Below are 17541 nucleotides of genomic sequence, written 5' to 3' on the forward strand. Positions count from 1 at the left end.
ATAACATCAAACTGTTTTGAATCATCTTCCGTTTACTCAAGGTACGAGAGCAGGATCCATGAAAAAACAAACCCAGCTGTTGAGTGCATTAGCGTTAAGTGTCGGGTTAACTCTCTCGGCGCCATTCCCGGCCGTTGCGTCGATTCCCGGCCAGGTTCCCGGTCAGGCTGCGCTTCCCAGCCTCGCCCCGATGCTGGAAAAAGTGTTGCCTGCCGTGGTGAGCGTTAGGGTCGAAGGCACCGCAGTCCAAGGACAGAAAGTCCCGGAAGAGTTTAAAAAGTTTTTTGGTGATGAGCTTCCCGACCAACCTTCACAACCTTTTGAAGGGCTGGGCTCAGGGGTCATTATTGATGCCGCAAAAGGCTACGTCCTGACCAATAACCACGTCATTAATCAGGCGCAAAAAATCAGCGTTCAGCTTAACGATGGCCGAGAGTTCGAGGCGAAGCTGATCGGCAGTGACGATCAGAGCGATATCGCCCTGCTGCAAATTCAACACCCCAGTAACCTGACGCAAATCGCCATTGCCGACTCCGACAAACTCCGCGTGGGTGATTTCGCGGTAGCCGTGGGTAACCCGTTCGGTCTCGGGCAAACCGCCACTTCCGGCATTGTATCGGCGTTGGGTCGCAGCGGTCTGAACCTGGAGGGTCTGGAAAACTTTATTCAGACCGACGCCTCTATCAACCGGGGAAACTCCGGCGGCGCGTTACTTAATCTCAACGGTGAGTTGATTGGCATTAACACCGCGATTCTGGCACCCGGCGGCGGCAGCATCGGCATTGGTTTTGCGATTCCGAGCAACATGGCGCGCACGCTGGCGCAACAGTTGATGCAGTTTGGCGAAATCAAACGCGGTCTGTTAGGGATTAAAGGTACCGAAATGACCGCCGACATCGCCAAAGCGTTCAATCTGAATGTGCAACGCGGCGCGTTTGTCAGCGAGGTTCTGCCTAACTCAGGTTCTGCCAAGGCGGGGGTGAAATCCGGTGACGTCATTACCAGTCTCAACGATAAACCACTCAGCAGCTTTGCCGAACTGCGTTCACGCATTGCGACAACTGAACCAGGAACCAAGGTCAAACTGGGGCTACTGCGTAACGGTAAACCGCTGGAGGTTGAAGTCACCCTTGATACCAGCACGTCATCGTCCGCCAGCGCAGAAATGATCGCCCCTGCGTTGCAAGGCGCTACGCTCAGCGATGGTCAGTTAAAAGATGGCACCAAAGGCATCAAAATTGATAACGTTGAAAAAAGTAGCCCAGCCGCGCAGGCCGGTCTGCATAAAGATGACGTTATCATTGGCGTTAACCGCGATCGCGTAAACTCGATTGCCGAAATGCGTAAGGTGCTGGAAACGAAGCCGTCGATCATTGCTCTGCAAGTGGTTCGCGGTAACGAGAGTATTTACCTGCTCCTGCGTTAACGCATTAAACCGGACATCCCCTCCCCGTGTGATGTCCGGTAAACTCGTGATATGCTGCTGCCGTTCCCTTTTTTAATGACGCCGCCATCATGTTTGTGAAGCTTTTACGTTCGGTCGCGATTGGTTTAATCGTCGGCGCCATTCTGCTGGCGGCGATGCCCTCTCTGCGCAAAATTAATACTCTTACCACACCGCAGTTCGACAGTGCAGATGAAACGCCCGCCAGCTATAACCCAGCGGTTCGCCGTGCTGCGCCTGCCGTCGTTAACGTTTATAACCGCAGTATGAACAGCACTGCGCATAACCAGCTTGAGATCCGTACGCTCGGCTCAGGCGTTATCATGGATCAGCGCGGCTATATCATTACCAATAAGCACGTCATTAATGATGCTGACCAAATCATCGTCGCATTACAGGATGGACGTGTATTTGAAGCGCTGCTCGTGGGCTCTGATACGTTAACCGACCTTGCGGTGCTGAAAATCAATGCGACTGGTGGACTGCCGACCATCCCCATTAATAACAAGCGTGTGCCGCACATTGGCGATGTGGTGCTCGCCATCGGTAACCCGTACAACCTTGGGCAAACCATTACCCAGGGGATCATTAGCGCCACCGGCCGTATTGGGCTAAACCCGACAGGACGCCAAAACTTCCTGCAAACGGATGCCTCCATCAACCACGGTAACTCCGGCGGTGCGCTGGTCAACTCATTGGGTGAACTGATGGGCATTAATACGCTGTCATTTGATAAGAGTAACGACGGCGAAACCCCGGAAGGTATTGGCTTTGCCATTCCGTTTCAGTTGGCAACCAAAATTATGGATAAGCTGATTCGTGACGGGCGCGTGATTCGCGGCTATATCGGCATCAGCGGTCGTGAAATTGCGCCACTGCACGCGCAAGGCAGCGGGATGGATCAAATTCAGGGGATAGTGGTTAACGAAGTGGCTCCGGACGGTCCGGCAGCCCAGGCAGGTATTCAGGTCAACGATCTGATCATTTCGGTCAATAATAAACCGGCAGTATCCGCTCTTGAGACCATGGATCAGGTGGCTGAAATTCGCCCAGGTTCAGTCATCTCAGTCGTCGTGATGCGCGATGACAAACAGCTGACGCTGCAGGTGACGATTCAGGAATACCCGGCCACCAACTAACGTCACGTCCTGGCTGCTTACTTACCATGAAAAACCGGAGCACATTGGCTCCGGTTTTTATTAGGCGATATCGTAGAGAGTTAGCACGTAATGCCTGATAGCGCGCAGCTTTCAGGCCTACAAATACACGCTGGCCTCTCTTCGCGTTACTTAACGAATTCTTCGCCCAGAGTAATATCTTTCTTCAGCGTGTCCAGCATGCCTTCCAGCGCGCTTTGCTCAAACGCGCTCAGCTTACCGATGGACTGACGCTCTTCTACGCCATTTTTGCCCAGCAGCAACGGCTGAGAGAAGAAGCGAGCATACTGGCCGTCGCCTTCAACGTAAGCACATTCAACCACGCCTTTTTCGCCGCTCAGTGCGCGAACCAGTGACAGGCCGAAACGTGCTGCGGCCTGACCCATAGACAGGGTAGCAGATCCGCCACCGGCTTTAGCTTCCACAACTTCAGTACCCGCGTTCTGGATACGTTTGGTCAGGTCAGCCGCTTCTTGCTCGGTGAAGCTCACGCCAGGAATTTGTGACAGCAATGGCAGAATGGTCACGCCAGAGTGGCCGCCAATAACCGGGACTTCAACGTCGCCAGGCTGTTTGCCTTTCAGTTCCGCAACAAAGGTATTGGAGCGGATAATGTCCAGCGTGGTCACGCCAAACAGTTTGTTCTTATCGTATACGCCTGCTTTTTTCAGCACTTCTGCAGCGATAGCAACGGTCGTGTTTACCGGATTGGTGATAATACCGATACATGCTTTCGGACAGGTTTTAGCAACCTGCTGCACCAGGTTCTTCACGATACCGGCGTTGACGTTGAACAGGTCGGAACGATCCATACCCGGTTTACGCGCGACGCCCGCAGAGATCAGTACCACATCAGCACCTTCCAGTGCAGGGGTAGCGTCTTCGCCGCTGAAGCCTTTGATTTTCACAGCAGTAGGGATATGGCTCAAATCAACGGCCACACCAGGCGTTACTGGAGCGATGTCATACAGGGAGAGTTCTGAACCTGAAGGCAGTTGGGTTTTTAACAGTAATGCTAGCGCCTGACCGATACCACCAGCAGCGCCGAGGACTGCAACTTTCATCCTAAACTCCTTATTATATTGATAAGCAAAGTGTCTATTGCTCCGCGGCGGCGACCTTAATTCACAAATCCAACGAATACAACAACCACGCGTCAAGAATGCGTAGTCACGCAAATTTGGCTTTTATGCATTTAACTTACGTAAAATAAAACCTAAGTTACGTAATTCAAAACCACCCGCACAGTAGAGCAACTTTCCAACAGGTGCTGACAATATACCCTACCCACCTCTCAAAACAACATCAATTTGATAACAATTAATTTACTTTTAACCTTATTTGCGAGCCGTGACACAGGCATGTTTCTTGATAACGAAATTTGATAAAATTCCGCTCTTTCATAACATTATTTCAGCCTTTACCAGGGCAGACCGTTTGCATAAAAATTCATCTGTATGCACAATAATGTTGATTCTACCGCCATATTACGGGTGACTTATGCGAAGCTCGGCAAAACAAGAAGAATTAGTGAAGGCGTTTAAAGCGCTACTTAAAGAAGAAAAGTTCAGCTCTCAGGGCGAAATCGTCCTCGCCTTGCAGGATCAGGGCTTTGATAATATCAATCAGTCCAAGGTTTCACGCATGCTGACCAAGTTTGGCGCCGTGCGTACACGCAATGCGAAAATGGAAATGGTGTACTGCCTGCCGGCAGAGTTGGGGGTGCCGACAACCTCCAGCCCGCTGAAGAATTTGGTACTGGATATCGACTACAACGATGCGGTCGTGGTTATTCACACCAGCCCCGGCGCCGCCCAGTTGATTGCCCGCCTGTTGGATTCGTTGGGTAAAGCGGAAGGTATTTTGGGAACGATTGCCGGTGACGATACCATCTTCACCACGCCAGCTAAGGGTTTTACGGTAAAAGATCTGTACGAAGCCATTCTGGAGCTGTTCGAACAAGAACTGTAATACCTCCTTCCCCGTCGTCTCCCGGCGGGGAAAAACCTCTGCTTCCCCGTCTTGGTTCTATTTTCCACTGCCATTCATTTAACAAATGGTGCGTTTAACCGCTAAAATTCGTTCACATAGTGAATATGAAGGCTGAAAAACGCACATTTTGCAAAATACAGTATCTCATTGATTTTACTTAATTTAATTCTATATGAATGTTAAAAACGCCAGTTTTAATTCCTTTAAGTTATAAAAAACAATCTCCTTAAAACCTAATAACCATAGAAACAATTAGCGTGGTATTAATTTATCGCGTTATTAGTGTATACTTGATTTTGTGATGAGGGTCACGAAACAAGACCCACAATAAAAGAATTCGACGAGGTAAATATCATGAAAATCAAAACTACTGTTGCAACTTTAAGTCTTCTTTCTGTTCTCTCTTTCGGTGCAAGCGCCGCGGTTACTCAGGTGAACTCACAAGAAGCACAGAACCTGCAATCCATGGGTAGCATCTCTGTATCTCAGATCGGTAGTTCACCAATGGATATGCGTCAGGCTATCGCCGCTAAAGCTGAAAAAGCGGGTGCCAGCAGCTATCGCGTCACCGAACTCCGTGAAGGTGCTCACTGGCACGCGACTGCAGAACTGTACAAATAAACCCTCGTCGTCTAAACCGACGACTTGCCCCCGCCTGCCGGGGGCTTTTTTGTACCTTACATTGAGTGACGAACATTAAAACGCAACTGCCCTTCCAGCTCTTCTTCCGCTTCATCGAACAGTAATATTAATGCGCCATATCGCCTGCGTAGTTTGTCCGGCAAATGGACAAATTCAATCTCCACCGGCAGCGACAAGACATCTCCGGTAACGACCTCCCACAGAGAATCTAAATCGACCACTTTTTCCCGGGTCAGACCAAATGCGCGCGTGAACTCGCGGTAGAAATCACCCTGGTCTTCTATCTCGTCAAAATCAAACGTATAGATGTTCATCTATAGCCACCATCCCGACGCCAGTCACTCTACGGACCACCAATATGCAGGGCCTCCCGCATTTCAGGTAAGTATAGCCATAAAAAAACCGACGCTTCTGGCATCGGTTTTTTGTGCTTAATTGCTGGTCAGCGCGTGCTGGTATTTGTGTAGCATCCCACTGAGTCGTTTTACCGGCTCGGTCACCTGTGGAGGGGCTTGCCAGATGATTAACTTCTCCTGATAGATCTCAAGCTCTTCCAGCAACTGGCTAAAGTAGCGGCGGCGTTTATCGTCATTTCCTGCTGAAATCACATGATCGGCGGTGCGACGCAGCTGGCGATGGAAGGCAGATAAATCCTCATTTACCGGTACCGGCGCATCGCGCAGACGCTGATGCGCGATAATCATCGTCAGCGCCAGGCGAAACTTCGCCAGGTCGCCGGGGAATTTGTTCATCAGTAAAAACAACTGCTGATAAAGCGCCGGAAGGTGGTTTTCTTTACGACGAACCACGTTGGTAGTCATTGCAGAAACCGCCGCGGAGACAAACTGGTTGAGTAACACGCGACCAGTTCTGTCCCGCGAGTTATCGCGCACCAGCAGAATGACGATAAACGCCAGCACACAACCAACAATCTGCCCCAGCGCACTGTCAAGAAACTGGCTAAAGTGGAAGGTCATCGGGTTATCCAGCACGATGATATTAATGGTGCTGGCCAGCGCGCCCATCGATCCCAGCCGTCGTTTCTGCACCTCGATTCCCAGAAAGAATCCCAGCACGGCCAGGCTCAGACACAACAACAGCATACTTTGCTGCGTATTGGGGATAATCACCAGAAAATAGAGCGCCCCGAGTGGTAATGCCGCCAACGTACCGTAGATAAAATCTATCGCCACCATCCGAGGGTTAGGCAGGCGCATTGCCAGCGAGGTGACAACCGCAATCATCACCATCGCGCCGCTGCCGGATGTCCAGCCGGTCCACAGCCAGAATAAGGTGCCCAGCACACAGGAGAGCGTGGTACGCCAGAAGTTGACCATCGCATGGTGACGCTCGGCGGACTCCACTTTCACTACCGGCTCGCCTTGCAGGATCTCTTCTTCCGTCGCGCTAATTTTTGTATTACTCACCACACCGCGTTTCAGTAGCAAGTAGCGCGTCGCCGCACCTGCCCAGCTATAAATCGTTACCGGTGTTTCACGTTCGCCAGTCCAGACAATAACCCGACGCATCCGCTTCAACTGTTTATGAACATCCTGCACCGTTTCAACCGGCGTATCGAACAACTCGCGGAAGGTGTCGGTGATAAGTTCCGGGCGGGTATTTTGAATAAGGTAAGTTTCACAGGACTGAGTAATGAGCGTGAGCGACAGCGTGTTTAATGCTTTGAGTCTGCGATTAGCACGCACCCAACGTGAAGACTCCATATTGAGGTTGCTGCGCATGCCCTCCAGCGCCGCCGTTCGACGGACTAAATCGCCCCAGGCTTTGTCCACTTCTTCACTGTCGCCATGCTTTATACACAACTGCATAAGCTGATACTGCGCCACCAGCAGGCTGTCCAGTTCGACATCAATTTCCTGTTTCACCGAGCGGGGCGAAAAGAGCAGATCGGCAACAATGGCGCAGACAATCCCCATCACAATCTCGCTGCAACGCTCAAGTGCAAATTGCGGCGTCAACAACGGTTCAGCCTGGATAGTAATGACGATGATCAGCGCCGTATAACCCGAAAGTCCCCAGGCATAGGAATTCTCGATCTTCACCAGCGACGAGATCCAGGTACAAAAACCGGCCCAGATACAACACACCAGGATCATCAACAACGGAGCGCGGATCATGCTGATAATAATGATCAGGGCGGCAATACAGCCAATAAATGTGCCGACGATACGCAGCATCCCGCGGTAGCGGATGGCGCCTGAATAGGGTTCCCCACCGGCGGCAAAAGCCGGGCCTGCTGCCACAATTGCTGCGGTTAACACCGCCCAACGCGGAGTCTCAAGCTGAAAGTGAAAACCAACGAACAGCGCCAGGACAATTGCGCACGCCAGTTTTACCGCGAAGCGGATATGCTGGTTAGCAATGGAAAAAATACCCATCGCAATTAACCGAACTCGCGCAGGCGGTGCGCCATTTTACGGAAGAAGGATTCCTGACTGGCATCGCGATCCTGCTTACCGGTGATAACAACGGTAGCCGTCGTCCCGGCTGGCCACAGGGTTCCCTGCTGCTCATCAAGACGAATGCGCACCGGTACACGTTGTGCCAGACGGACCCATTCAAGATTGGAATCAATGGTCGCCATACCTTTTGCGTCTCGCGTGCTGCTGGCATTCGTTACGCCAGCCGCCACGCTATCAACGGTACCCTTCAACACATTATTGCTACCAAGCGGGGTAATTTCAGCGCGATATCCAGGGCGTACGCCTTCCAGCTTGGTTTCTTCCATATACGCCAGGACATAGAACGAGTGCTGTTTTACCAGCGCTACCGCCGTGGAGCCTCGGGTAATAAATTCGCCGCTGTAAACATTCAGGTTAGTCACCCAACCATCCGCTGGCGCACGAATAACGGTACGTTCAAGATCCAATTTTGCCAAATCGCGGGTCGCTTGCGCCTTCGCCAACTGGTGTAATACGGTTTGCAGTACGTTGTTAGACTGATCAATCTCTTCACGAGACATGGCCTGCACGCCCAGACGGTTACGACGACCGGCTTCCTGACGTTTTTCCTGCGCCAGAACCTGGTAATAAGAGACGTCGGCTTCAGCCTGTTCGAGGGCTTTTTTATAGCGCGGCTGGTCGATGGTAAACAGCACCTGATCCTTTTTCACCAGTTGGTTATCATGGACGTTAACGTTGGAAATAAGACCCGCAACGTCCGGCGCAATGGCGACGACATCAGCGCTGAAACGCGCATCACGCGTCCACGGCGACTCGGTGTAGAACACCCATGCGCGAAAAATAGCAATGAAGGCCAGAATGACCAGTACGAGAGTCATGGCCGTACGGGAGAGTTTTTTTGTTAGTGTTTTCACTTCAACCTCAAACGAACAGGCGCGTTATTAAATAGAACAGGCAGCAATACAGCGCGGTGTTAAACAGAGCCGGATGCCAGACAAAATCATAGATGCCAGTTGGAACCAGCACCCGGCGCACCAGCCAGAAAATCGCCAGTGACAAAAGCAATTCGAAAAAAATCGGTGGGAAGGACAGACCAAACACCACGATAACGGGAAACAGACTCATGTTGACCTTGGTAGCTTAAGAGAGTGCAGGTGATAGATTTTCTAGCGTATGTCACCGCAGAGAAGGGCAAGGATGAGCCAGGCGAGAGCGACATAGCCGTTATTTGAATAATAATATATTAACGTAACTGTTATGCTGTTATCTATATTATGTGATCTAAATCACTTTTAAGCCAGAGTGAATAATGGAACGATTAAAACGTATGTCGGTGTTCGCCAAAGTTGTCGAACTGGGCTCCTTCACTGCCGCTGCAAGACAGCTGCAAATGAGCGTTTCATCGATAAGCCAGACGGTCTCTAAACTGGAAGATGAACTACAGGTCAAGCTGCTAAACCGCAGTACGCGCAGCATTGGGCTAACCGAAGCCGGTAAAATTTATTATCAGGGCTGCCGTCGAATGCTGCACGAAGCGCAGGATGTGCATGAGCAGCTGTATGCCTTTAATAACACTCCTATCGGCACATTGCGTATTGGCTGTTCTTCAACCATGGCACAAAATGTCCTCGCCGGGCTGACGGCGAAAATGCTGAAAGAGTACCCCGGCCTGACGGTAAATCTGGTCACCGGCATCCCGGCACCGGATTTAATTGCTGATGGCCTGGACGTGGTCATCCGCGTCGGCGCGTTACAAGACTCCAGCCTGTTTTCACGTCGTCTGGGAGCCATGCCGATGGTGGTCTGCGCCGCTAAAAGTTATCTCGCCCAGTTTGGCGTTCCGGAAAAACCTGCCGATCTCAGCAATCACTCATGGCTGGAATATAGCGTGCGCCCGGATAACGAATTCGAGCTTATCGCCCCGGAGGGGATCTCTACCCGCCTGATTCCAGAAGGGCGCTTCGTCACTAACGATCCGATGACGCTGGTGCGCTGGCTGGCCGCAGGCGCGGGTATTGCCTATGTACCCTTGATGTGGGTGATCAATGAGATCAATCGCGGCGAAGTGGAGATCCTGCTTCCCCGCTACCAGTCGGATCCGCGTCCGGTCTATGCGCTGTACACCGAAAAAGACAAACTGCCGCTTAAGGTTCAGGTAGTGATTAACTATCTGACGGATTATTTTGTCGATGTGGCGCAGCTGTTTCAGGGAATGTATGGTCGAGGGAAAGAGAAATAAAAGAGTCCAGGCCGGATAAGGCGTTGACGCCGCATCCGGCAAGATGCCCGATGGCACTGACGCTTATCGGGCCTGGATCATGATGCTATGCGGTGCCGCCGACCGTCAAATTATCGACCTTCAGCGTCGGCTGGCCCACGCCCACCGGCAGGCTTTGCCCTTCTTTACCGCAAACGCCTACGCCGTTATCCAGTTTCAGATCGTTACCCACCATCGAAATTTGCTGCATCGCTTCGATACCGGAGCCAATCAGCGTCGCGCCTTTCACGGGTTTGGTCACTTTACCGTTTTCAATCAGATACGCTTCGGACGTTGAGAACACAAATTTCCCGGAGGTGATATCCACCTGACCACCGCCGAAGTTCGGCGCATAAATGCCGTATTCGACGGATTCAATGATTTCCTGCGGCGTGGATTTGCCCGGCAGCATATAGGTGTTGGTCATCCGCGGCATCGGCAGGTGCGCGTAAGATTCACGGCGTCCGTTACCCGTTGGCGCCACACCCATCAGGCGCGCATTCAGTTTGTCCTGCATGTAGCCTTTCAGAATACCGTTTTCGATAAGCACGTTGTACTGGCCCGGTGTACCTTCGTCATCAATAGCCACGGATCCACGACGGTCCGCCATTGTGCCATCATCCACTACGGTACACAGTTCTGACGCGACCAGTTCACCCATATGACCGCTAAATACCGAGGTGCCACGACGGTTAAAGTCGCCTTCCAGACCATGGCCGACCGCTTCGTGCAGCAGAACGCCAGGCCAGCCAGCGCCGAGTACCACCGGTAACGTACCTGCCGGCGCGGCTACTGCGGACAGATTGACCAGCGCCATGCGCACAGCCTCTTTCGCCCACGCGTCGGCACGAACGTCACCATCGAGATCGCCAAGGAAATAGTCATAGCCAAAGCGACCGCCGCCACCGCTCGCGCCGCGCTCACGTTTACCGTCTTCTTCGACCTGTACGCTGACGGACAAACGCACCAGTGGACGGACATCCGCGGCCAGCGTACCGTCGGTCGCCGCCACCAGAATCAGCTCATAAACACCGGTCAGGCTGGCGGTCACTTCCTGAACGCGCTTGTCAGCAGCACGCGCAACGCGGTCAACGCGACGCAGAATATCCAGTTTCTCTTCGCGGCTCATGCTTTGTAACGGATCGACCGAAGTGTAAAGCGCCTGATGCTCTACCGCACCCAGCGTTTTTACTTTGCCGTCACCACTGTCGCGCACAATAGTCCGGGCAGCATGCGCACTTTGCTCCAGCGCCAGCAGGCTAATCTGGTCTGCATAGGCAAACCCCGTTTTTTCGCCGCTGATAGCGCGTACGCCAACACCCTGATCGATATTGTAAGAACCATCTTTAATGATGCGATCTTCTAAAACCCAGGATTCGTGATAGCTCGACTGAAAATAGAGATCGCCGTAATCGAGACGGCGTTCGGCCAGTTGGCCCAGAATGGCAAACAGATCCTGATGTTTCAGGCCATTCGCCGCTAGCAATTGTTCACTTACCAGGTTCAGACTCATCGTTTTGTTACTCATTTAATTCTGCCGGATGGCGGCAAAAACGCCTTATCCGGCCTACGTTGTTAGGCTACTGTAGGCCGGATAAGCGCTGCTCCATCCGGCAATACTATGTACTGAGATTGGGGCAATTACTTGCCCCCGTCAAATCATTGCTGGCTTTCTTTGCGCGGCTGACGCAGAACTTCGTTAATCTGCGGCTTATCAACCGGACCGGTGATACGGTAACGCAGAATCGAAACTTTACTCCACAGCGGCCCCAGAACCTTACTGGCGGCAAACACCGCCGCGCCGACAATCGGGTTGACGGCAAATGCGGCGGCAACCCCAACGGTGGCAGAAATTTCAGGCGCGACAACCGCTTCCATATCCAGTTCGCGGCGTACCAGATTCACCGAGCCTTTCATCGCGATGTCAGCTTCCAGACCGTCCACCAGCGTGTCGTCGGTATGCATCACACCATCCTTAATCCACGCCGTGCTGCGAATGGAGTCGAAATAGAAGCCTTCACTGAAGGTATCGCTAAAATCAAAGCGCAGTTTACGTAGCAACGCGTCAAAGCTTAACAGGCGTAACAGTTGCCCCGCATGTCCGGTACTGAGTTCGGTAAGCTCACCTTTGCCCAACCGGGTGCGCAAAATCCCATTCAGCGACGCTTCATCCGGATCCCACGGTGGATTACGCCAGTGCAGGTCGTACTCCACATTGAACGAAGAGTTACGAATCGGCGTCGATACGCCAAAGAAACCGGCGGCAGAGTCAATTTTTTTGCCGTTCAGTTTTCCCTTCAGTGACGTACGCTCTTTACCCGGCACATTCACCCATTCACCATCGGCAGTCAGTCTGGCAAAGCCGGTATCCAACAGACCGTTGCTCAACGAGAGCGTATCGCCTTTGATCGCCACATCGGCATCAATACGTCCATATTTCTGTCCCCACAGCCAACACTCTGCACAGCGGAGCTGAACATCCGGCCAGCCACGGAAGCTGACGTTATTGATGGTAGAGAAAGGCGACGCTGGCGCTGTGCCGGGAGAAGGCTTTGCGGCGCTCGGGTTGTAATAGAGGTATTTAATGTTCGCCAGCCACGGGGCGTTATTGCGCATAGCCAGCGTGGCGTTGATCTCACGCCCCTGCGCCTGCACGCTGGAACCGTTGCCCGAAGGCTCAGACACAATACTTAAATTGTTCCACTGCTGCCCCCCCAGGGATAACGATGGCGTACGTACCGTGATGCGTTGCGGGAAGTTGGCGTTCGAGCCAACGTTATCCGCAGCGCCCTTCTGGAACAATGCCAGCCATTGCGCGCCGTCCATAGGGGGAAGATTGAGCTCAATGCCTTGCTGATCGGGTAACGCGGGCACGGTGCGGCTTTCCGACGTCCAGATAGCGCGGTCAAGGGTCAGCTTCTGATTCAGCAGCCAGTGGCTGTTGAAGTGATTCTTGCTACCTGCGTTGCCGGTGAGATCAAAGCTGCGCAGATTGCCGTTGGCCTTCACGTTTACCGGCAGCGCCTCACCGGCCGCCTTATTCAGTGGAGCAGGTAAGTGACTACTTACATTCTTCAGGTCACTCTTTAACGCAATGTCGTAGGTCGCCCCGGCATGATACGGAAGATTGATACCCACCTTGCCATTCCACGCCATACTGCCGCTTAACGCATCGTTCACCTGCGTCGGCAAAATCCCCATACGGTTTGGCTGCCAGTCGCCCTGCAGATTCACCGCCACCTGATAGGCTTTGGCCCCTTCGGTAGTGGAAAAATCGACGTTCAGCGGCTGATTAAACCAGTTTGCCGTCATCGGCTCGCTCTGCAGATCGCCGTTCACAAAGCTGAATTTACCGGTCAAATTCTTCAACGTGCTGTCGAGCGGTTTAATAAACAGACTGTTATTACGCAGATTGACATCACCTTTGGCCGTAACCAGCGAGCCATCCAACGGGATATCGAGATGTAAGCGAGCATTCACATCGCCATCAATCTGCAACTGCTCAAGCGTGGCGCCAAGAGAATCTTTTAGCGGCGTATCATCAAAATAAGGTCCAACCGCTTTGCCCGGCCCGTTGATGTCGGCATCAATCAGCAGTTTTTCTTTTGCATAGTCGGGAATATTGGCCGTCAGATTGCTGGCTTTTACGCCGCCTAAATTAACGCCATCCGTTTTCATCCACAGACCGTCGTTAATGAAGTTCAGTTCAATATTGAGGTCAGTCAACGCAGGCCAGTCGGGCTGAAAGGCGAATTTAGCATTGCGTAACGGCACCAGGACCTGAAACTGCCCTTCATTATGCAGATATGGGAACAAATGCGGGTTACCGCCATACACCAACGTGGCATTATCCGCTTCGCCGCCCTGAATCGCGCCGCTGAGGTAGTCAACCAGCTCTTTGCCCATCAGATTTTCCGGGAAGTAGCGCCAGGCCTGAGAGCCGTCATCAGTACTGATCCCCGCCAGAATGCCTAACCATGGCTCGTCACCGGTCGGTTGCAGATAGCGAAAACCACCGCGCGCATGTACCGCTTTCGCTTTGACATCAATATTGCGCCCATCTAACTGAAAACCTTTATCATTCTTCAGCCAGCTTAGCGTCGCCACGCCGTTTTGTATTTCCAATGGTGCGCGGAAGACGCTCTCATACGGCATGCGGGCTTGCTTGATGGAGGCGGTAAGCGCACCATTTTCCACGCTGCCCGAAAGCGTACCGGAGAAATGCTCCGCCCCCGGTAACAACTTCCACTGTTTCCAGGCCAGATTGGTCCACGAGGACTGGAAACGGGTCTTTTCTGTTGCCTGTAATGGGATATCCAGCGCCAGCACATCAATTTTGCCGCTTGGCTGCGTGGCGCGCCAAATATCCCCCAGCGCTGGCGATAACTTAGCCGCCATCGGGCGCAGCCCTTCTAATCCAGCCAGCTCCAGATTGCTGGCGCGAATGCGTAGCTCGTCACTGCGCTTGTTATTCTCACCACCGACTTCCTGCTCAGGGATCCAGGCCAGCGTTAACGCCCCGCTTGGCCAGGGTTTATCATCCATGGTGATACGGGTATCGGGAATAGAGAATTGCCAGCCCGGCTGTTCGCGGCTAATGTGCGCCGTCAGGTTATCCACGGAGAGCGTATGCGTGCGGTTGTTACCCAGCCAGCTGGCGCCGCCTTTCTTCAGCCAGACATCGCCTCCGGAAACGACGCCTTTATTGATCGTCATCCATGCTTCCAGGCTAAAACGCGCGGTTTGCAACGCGACATTATCCTGCATCCATTTGCCCAGCCACGGTTTGACGTCAATGTCGTCTGCCTGCAGCCAGACCCGACCATTATTCAACAGCCCATTGTCGTCGCGCAGATCCATGCGCACCTGCATAACGCCATGTTGACCGGTCAGACTGGAGAGACTGACCTGCCCCTCAGCGCGATGCCGGTTTTTACCGTTCAGCCAGGTAAGCTGTGGGATCGCCAGTTCAGCGCGCTGGCCTGAGAGGGTTAAAAAGCTGATTTGACTGTCGCGGAGATCGAAATGATCGAACTGACGCAGGAAGAGATCGCTGAGGTGACCCGCTTCAATTCCATCACCGCTTTCACTACTCTGGATAGGGGTATTGGTGCGCAACTGCAATTGCCAGAAGGTTAGATCGCGAAACTGCCAGCGCATGTGCAGTAAACTTTGCCAGACATCCAGCGCTAACGTGACGCGTTTTACCGAAAACTCACCGCCGTCTTTGAGCTGTGCGTGGATATCACGCGCTTCAAGCGTAGGGCCGAAATTTTGCCAGTTGGCGGATAGCTGGCTGGCGGTAACGGGCAGGCCAGTCGCGGATTCAATCTTACCGAGAATGGCCGGACGCCAGCTATCAAGATGAGGTAGCGCAAGGCGCAGTCCACTGACCATCAGCGCTGCAATGACAACGAATGCGGCTCCAGTGAGCAGTAATATCCCCGGCAATCGCCTCACGCGCCTCTCCTTGTCTGCAAAAAAATGTGACTCACACCCCTTGAGTGTATATTGCCGGATGGCGGCGCTTGCGCCTTATCCGGCCTACATGCGCTGGTGCTACTACTCAATTACATCATTACGACGTCGAACTGCTCCTGGTTATAGAGCGGTTCAACCTGGACTTTGACCTGTTTACCCACAAAGATTTCGACTTCCGCCAGCGCATGCGACTCTTCGCCTTTCAGGGTTTCTGCCACTGCCGGAGATGCATAAACCAGGAAGCGATCGGAGTCGTATGCATGGTGTACGCGGACAATTTCGCGCATGATTTCATAGCATACGGTTTCCACCGTTTTCACGGTACCGCGTCCATGACAGGTAGGGCACTCATTGCACAGCACATGCTCCACGCTTTCACGCGTGCGCTTACGCGTCATCTCCACCAGGCCCAGCTGTGAAAAACCGTTAATGCTGGTTTTTACGCGGTCCTTGCTCAGAGCCTGCTCCAGAGAGTGCAACACCCGGCGCCGATGATCTTCATTATTCATGTCGATAAAATCGATAATGATAATGCCGCCCAGGTTACGCAGACGCAGCTGACGCGCAATGGCCTGCGTTGCTTCAATATTAGTATTAAAAATAGTGTCGTCGAGATTACGATGTCCAACAAACGCGCCGGTATTGATATCCACGGTGGTCATCGCTTCGGTTTGATCGATGATCAAATAGCCGCCGGATTTCAGCTCAACCTTGCGTTCCAGCGCGCGCTGGATTTCATTCTCAACGTCAAAGAGATCGAAAATAGGCTGACGTCCGCTGTAATGCTCCAGCTTGCTGGTCATCTCGGGAATGTACTCCGCCGTAAATTCCAGCAACGCCTCATAGGTCAGGCGAGAGTCGACGCGGATCCGATCAAGCTGGGCATCGGCAAAATCACGCAAAACGCGCTGCGCCAGCGCAAGTTCGCCATACATCTGGTAGCGCGTTTGCGGACGTTTTTTGCGCTCCATGACTTTCGTCCAGACGCGCTTCAGGTAGGCAGCATCCGAGGCCAGATCCTCTTCGCATACGCCTTCCGCCGCTGTACGAATAATAAATCCGCCCTGCTCATCACAGTAATCGGCTACCACTTTTTTCAGACGTTCGCGTTCGCTTTCGCTTTCGATACGTTGGGAAACGCCAACGTGCGACGCGCCCGGCATAAAAACAAGATAACGGGAAGGCAGCGTAATGTCCGTCGTCAGGCGAGCGCCCTTAGTACCCAGCGGATCTTTTACCACCTGCACCATCAAATCCTGGCCCTGGCGAACCAGTTCAGAAATGTCGCGCACGGTGAACTGTTTTTGTTCTTCACCGGCCACGCATTCGGTGTGTGGCATGATGTCTGAAGCGTGAAGAAATGCGGCTTTATCCAGTCCAATATCTACAAAAGCCGCCTGCATACCCGGAAGTACACGACTTACACGACCTTTGTAGATATTGCCTACGATTCCACGTCGCGCCTCACGTTCAATATGAATTTCCTGCAGAATACCGCCATCAATGTAAGCCACCCGTGTTTCCGATGGCGTTACGTTTACCAACAATTCAGCCGTCATGTTTATCCCTTTGCTCACGCAGTGCGTTAAAATTGGTCAGCAACTCATACGTTTCTACCAGCGGTAAGCCGACTACGGCGTGATAGCTGCCATTTATCTTCCTGACAAAACAGCCACCCAACCCTTGAATACCGTATGCACCTGCTTTATCCATTGGTTCACCGCTGGCAACATAACCCGCGATGTCCTCATCGGTGAGTGCTCTGAATGTCACTTCCGTCACCACCAGACAGTCCAGACTGTGCTGGCGATCGGCCAATGCCACGGCGGTCATGACCTGATGCGTGTTGCCCGACAGCTTACGTAGCATTGCGGCGGCATGGGCGGCGTCGTGCGGTTTTTCCAGCACTTCACCGTTAAGAATAACAATGGTATCCGCACCCAATACCGGCAAATCACGCTGCGCCAACGCAACGCCAGCCTGCGCTTTTTCGCGCGCCAGACGAGAAACGTACTGCTGCGCGCTTTCCTGCGGGTGCCGCTGTTCTTCAATCCCAGGAACCAGCCGTTCAAACGTGATACCAAGTTGAGCGAGCAGTTCCTGACGACGTGGAGAACCTGAAGCAAGATACAGAGTATTCATATC

General features: G+C 52.7%; 14 protein-coding genes. 5 read left to right on the forward strand and 9 right to left on the reverse strand.

Annotated elements, in window-relative coordinates; genetic code table 11:
* Positions 1-58 precede the first annotated feature (58 nt).
* Positions 59-1426 (forward strand): serine endoprotease DegQ, encoded by a 1368-nt coding sequence (degQ, locus tag FDX09_RS13380; protein WP_038634331.1) that lies wholly within the window; start codon positions 59-61, stop codon positions 1424-1426.
* Between the two features lie 89 nt (positions 1427-1515).
* The gene (gene degS, locus FDX09_RS13385) at positions 1516-2583 is read left to right on the forward strand and encodes an outer membrane-stress sensor serine endopeptidase DegS (RefSeq protein WP_038634334.1); all 1068 of its coding nucleotides are present in this window, start codon (positions 1516-1518) and stop codon (positions 2581-2583) included.
* 146 nt (positions 2584-2729) lie between these two features.
* On the opposite strand, the gene mdh is transcribed toward degS, so the two are convergent.
* On the reverse strand, positions 2730-3665 hold the full coding sequence (gene mdh, locus FDX09_RS13390; protein ID WP_038634337.1) for a malate dehydrogenase: 936 nt from the start codon (positions 3663-3665) through the stop codon (positions 2730-2732).
* Positions 3666-4101: 436 nt separating this feature from the next.
* On the opposite strand from mdh, the gene argR reads away from it, so the two are divergent.
* Both argR and yhcN read left to right on the forward strand, forming a co-directional pair.
* Positions 4102-4572, forward strand: coding sequence for a transcriptional regulator ArgR (gene argR, locus FDX09_RS13400; RefSeq protein ID WP_003025162.1), 471 nt, complete (start codon positions 4102-4104; stop codon positions 4570-4572).
* Positions 4573-4947: 375 nt separating this feature from the next.
* Positions 4948-5214 carry a peroxide/acid stress response protein YhcN gene (yhcN, locus tag FDX09_RS13405; RefSeq protein ID WP_038634340.1) on the forward strand — a complete coding sequence of 89 codons (267 nt, stop codon included), beginning with the start codon at positions 4948-4950 and terminating at the stop codon, positions 5212-5214.
* A gap of 56 nt (positions 5215-5270) precedes the next feature.
* Here the strand turns inward: yhcN and FDX09_RS13410 are convergent, their stop codons facing one another.
* The 4 genes from FDX09_RS13410 to aaeX form a co-directional block, all read right to left on the reverse strand.
* Positions 5271-5549, reverse strand: a complete 279-nt coding sequence (locus FDX09_RS13410) for a hypothetical protein (protein WP_137347352.1) — start codon at positions 5547-5549, stop codon at positions 5271-5273.
* Positions 5550-5666: 117 nt separating this feature from the next.
* Entirely contained in the window at positions 5667-7634 is a 1968-nt protein-coding gene (gene aaeB, locus FDX09_RS13415; RefSeq protein ID WP_038634345.1) for a p-hydroxybenzoic acid efflux pump subunit AaeB, read from the reverse strand.
* Positions 7635-7639: 5 nt separating this feature from the next.
* A complete protein-coding gene (gene aaeA / locus FDX09_RS13420; RefSeq protein ID WP_038634348.1) occupies positions 7640-8572 on the reverse strand; it encodes a p-hydroxybenzoic acid efflux pump subunit AaeA in 933 nt (310 codons plus the stop codon).
* 7 nt (positions 8573-8579) lie between these two features.
* Positions 8580-8783, reverse strand: a complete 204-nt coding sequence (gene aaeX / locus FDX09_RS13425) for a p-hydroxybenzoic acid efflux pump operon protein AaeX (RefSeq protein WP_003025177.1) — start codon at positions 8781-8783, stop codon at positions 8580-8582.
* Positions 8784-8967: 184 nt separating this feature from the next.
* Between aaeX and aaeR the strand changes: the two genes are divergently transcribed.
* Positions 8968-9897 (forward strand): HTH-type transcriptional activator AaeR, encoded by a 930-nt coding sequence (gene aaeR, locus FDX09_RS13430; RefSeq protein ID WP_038634351.1) that lies wholly within the window; start codon positions 8968-8970, stop codon positions 9895-9897.
* Between the two features lie 85 nt (positions 9898-9982).
* Here aaeR and tldD read toward each other — a convergent pair whose 3' ends face one another.
* From tldD to FDX09_RS13450, 4 genes are all read right to left on the reverse strand, one after another.
* Positions 9983-11428: a metalloprotease TldD gene (tldD, locus tag FDX09_RS13435; protein ID WP_038642897.1), complete on the reverse strand. Its 1446-nt coding sequence runs from the start codon at positions 11426-11428 to the stop codon at positions 9983-9985.
* A 146-nt stretch (positions 11429-11574) separates the two neighbouring features.
* Positions 11575-15375 (reverse strand): AsmA2 domain-containing protein YhdP, encoded by a 3801-nt coding sequence (gene yhdP / locus FDX09_RS13440; RefSeq protein WP_137347353.1) that lies wholly within the window; start codon positions 15373-15375, stop codon positions 11575-11577.
* A 110-nt stretch (positions 15376-15485) separates the two neighbouring features.
* Positions 15486-16955 (reverse strand): ribonuclease G, encoded by a 1470-nt coding sequence (gene rng, locus FDX09_RS13445; protein ID WP_038634356.1) that lies wholly within the window; start codon positions 16953-16955, stop codon positions 15486-15488.
* Positions 16945-17538, reverse strand: coding sequence for a nucleoside triphosphate pyrophosphatase (locus tag FDX09_RS13450; RefSeq protein WP_085048629.1), 594 nt, complete (start codon positions 17536-17538; stop codon positions 16945-16947). The genes rng and FDX09_RS13450 overlap by 11 nt, the downstream gene beginning before the upstream one ends.
* Between the last annotated feature and the right edge of the window lie 3 nt (positions 17539-17541).

The organism is Citrobacter sp. wls717 (assembly GCF_005280955.1).
Taxonomy (GTDB): domain Bacteria; phylum Pseudomonadota; class Gammaproteobacteria; order Enterobacterales; family Enterobacteriaceae; genus Citrobacter; species Citrobacter werkmanii.

Excerpts from the sequence above, each read along its gene's own strand:
- degQ (WP_038634331.1), top strand. The coding sequence starts at position 59 with ATGAAAAAACAAACCCAGCTGTTGAGTGCATTAGCGTTAAGTGTCGGG.
- degS (WP_038634334.1), top strand. The coding sequence starts at position 1,516 with ATGTTTGTGAAGCTTTTACGTTCGGTCGCGATTGGTTTAATCGTCGGC.
- mdh (WP_038634337.1), bottom strand. The coding sequence starts at position 3,665 with ATGAAAGTTGCAGTCCTCGGCGCTGCTGGTGGTATCGGTCAGGCGCTA.
- argR (WP_003025162.1), top strand. The coding sequence starts at position 4,102 with ATGCGAAGCTCGGCAAAACAAGAAGAATTAGTGAAGGCGTTTAAAGCG.
- yhcN (WP_038634340.1), top strand. The coding sequence starts at position 4,948 with ATGAAAATCAAAACTACTGTTGCAACTTTAAGTCTTCTTTCTGTTCTC.
- FDX09_RS13410 (WP_137347352.1), bottom strand. The coding sequence starts at position 5,549 with ATGAACATCTATACGTTTGATTTTGACGAGATAGAAGACCAGGGTGAT.
- aaeB (WP_038634345.1), bottom strand. The coding sequence starts at position 7,634 with ATGGGTATTTTTTCCATTGCTAACCAGCATATCCGCTTCGCGGTAAAA.
- aaeX (WP_003025177.1), bottom strand. The coding sequence starts at position 8,783 with ATGAGTCTGTTTCCCGTTATCGTGGTGTTTGGTCTGTCCTTCCCACCG.
- aaeR (WP_038634351.1), top strand. The coding sequence starts at position 8,968 with ATGGAACGATTAAAACGTATGTCGGTGTTCGCCAAAGTTGTCGAACTG.
- tldD (WP_038642897.1), bottom strand. The coding sequence starts at position 11,428 with ATGAGTCTGAACCTGGTAAGTGAACAATTGCTAGCGGCGAATGGCCTG.
- rng (WP_038634356.1), bottom strand. The coding sequence starts at position 16,955 with ATGACGGCTGAATTGTTGGTAAACGTAACGCCATCGGAAACACGGGTG.
- FDX09_RS13450 (WP_085048629.1), bottom strand. The coding sequence starts at position 17,538 with ATGAATACTCTGTATCTTGCTTCAGGTTCTCCACGTCGTCAGGAACTG.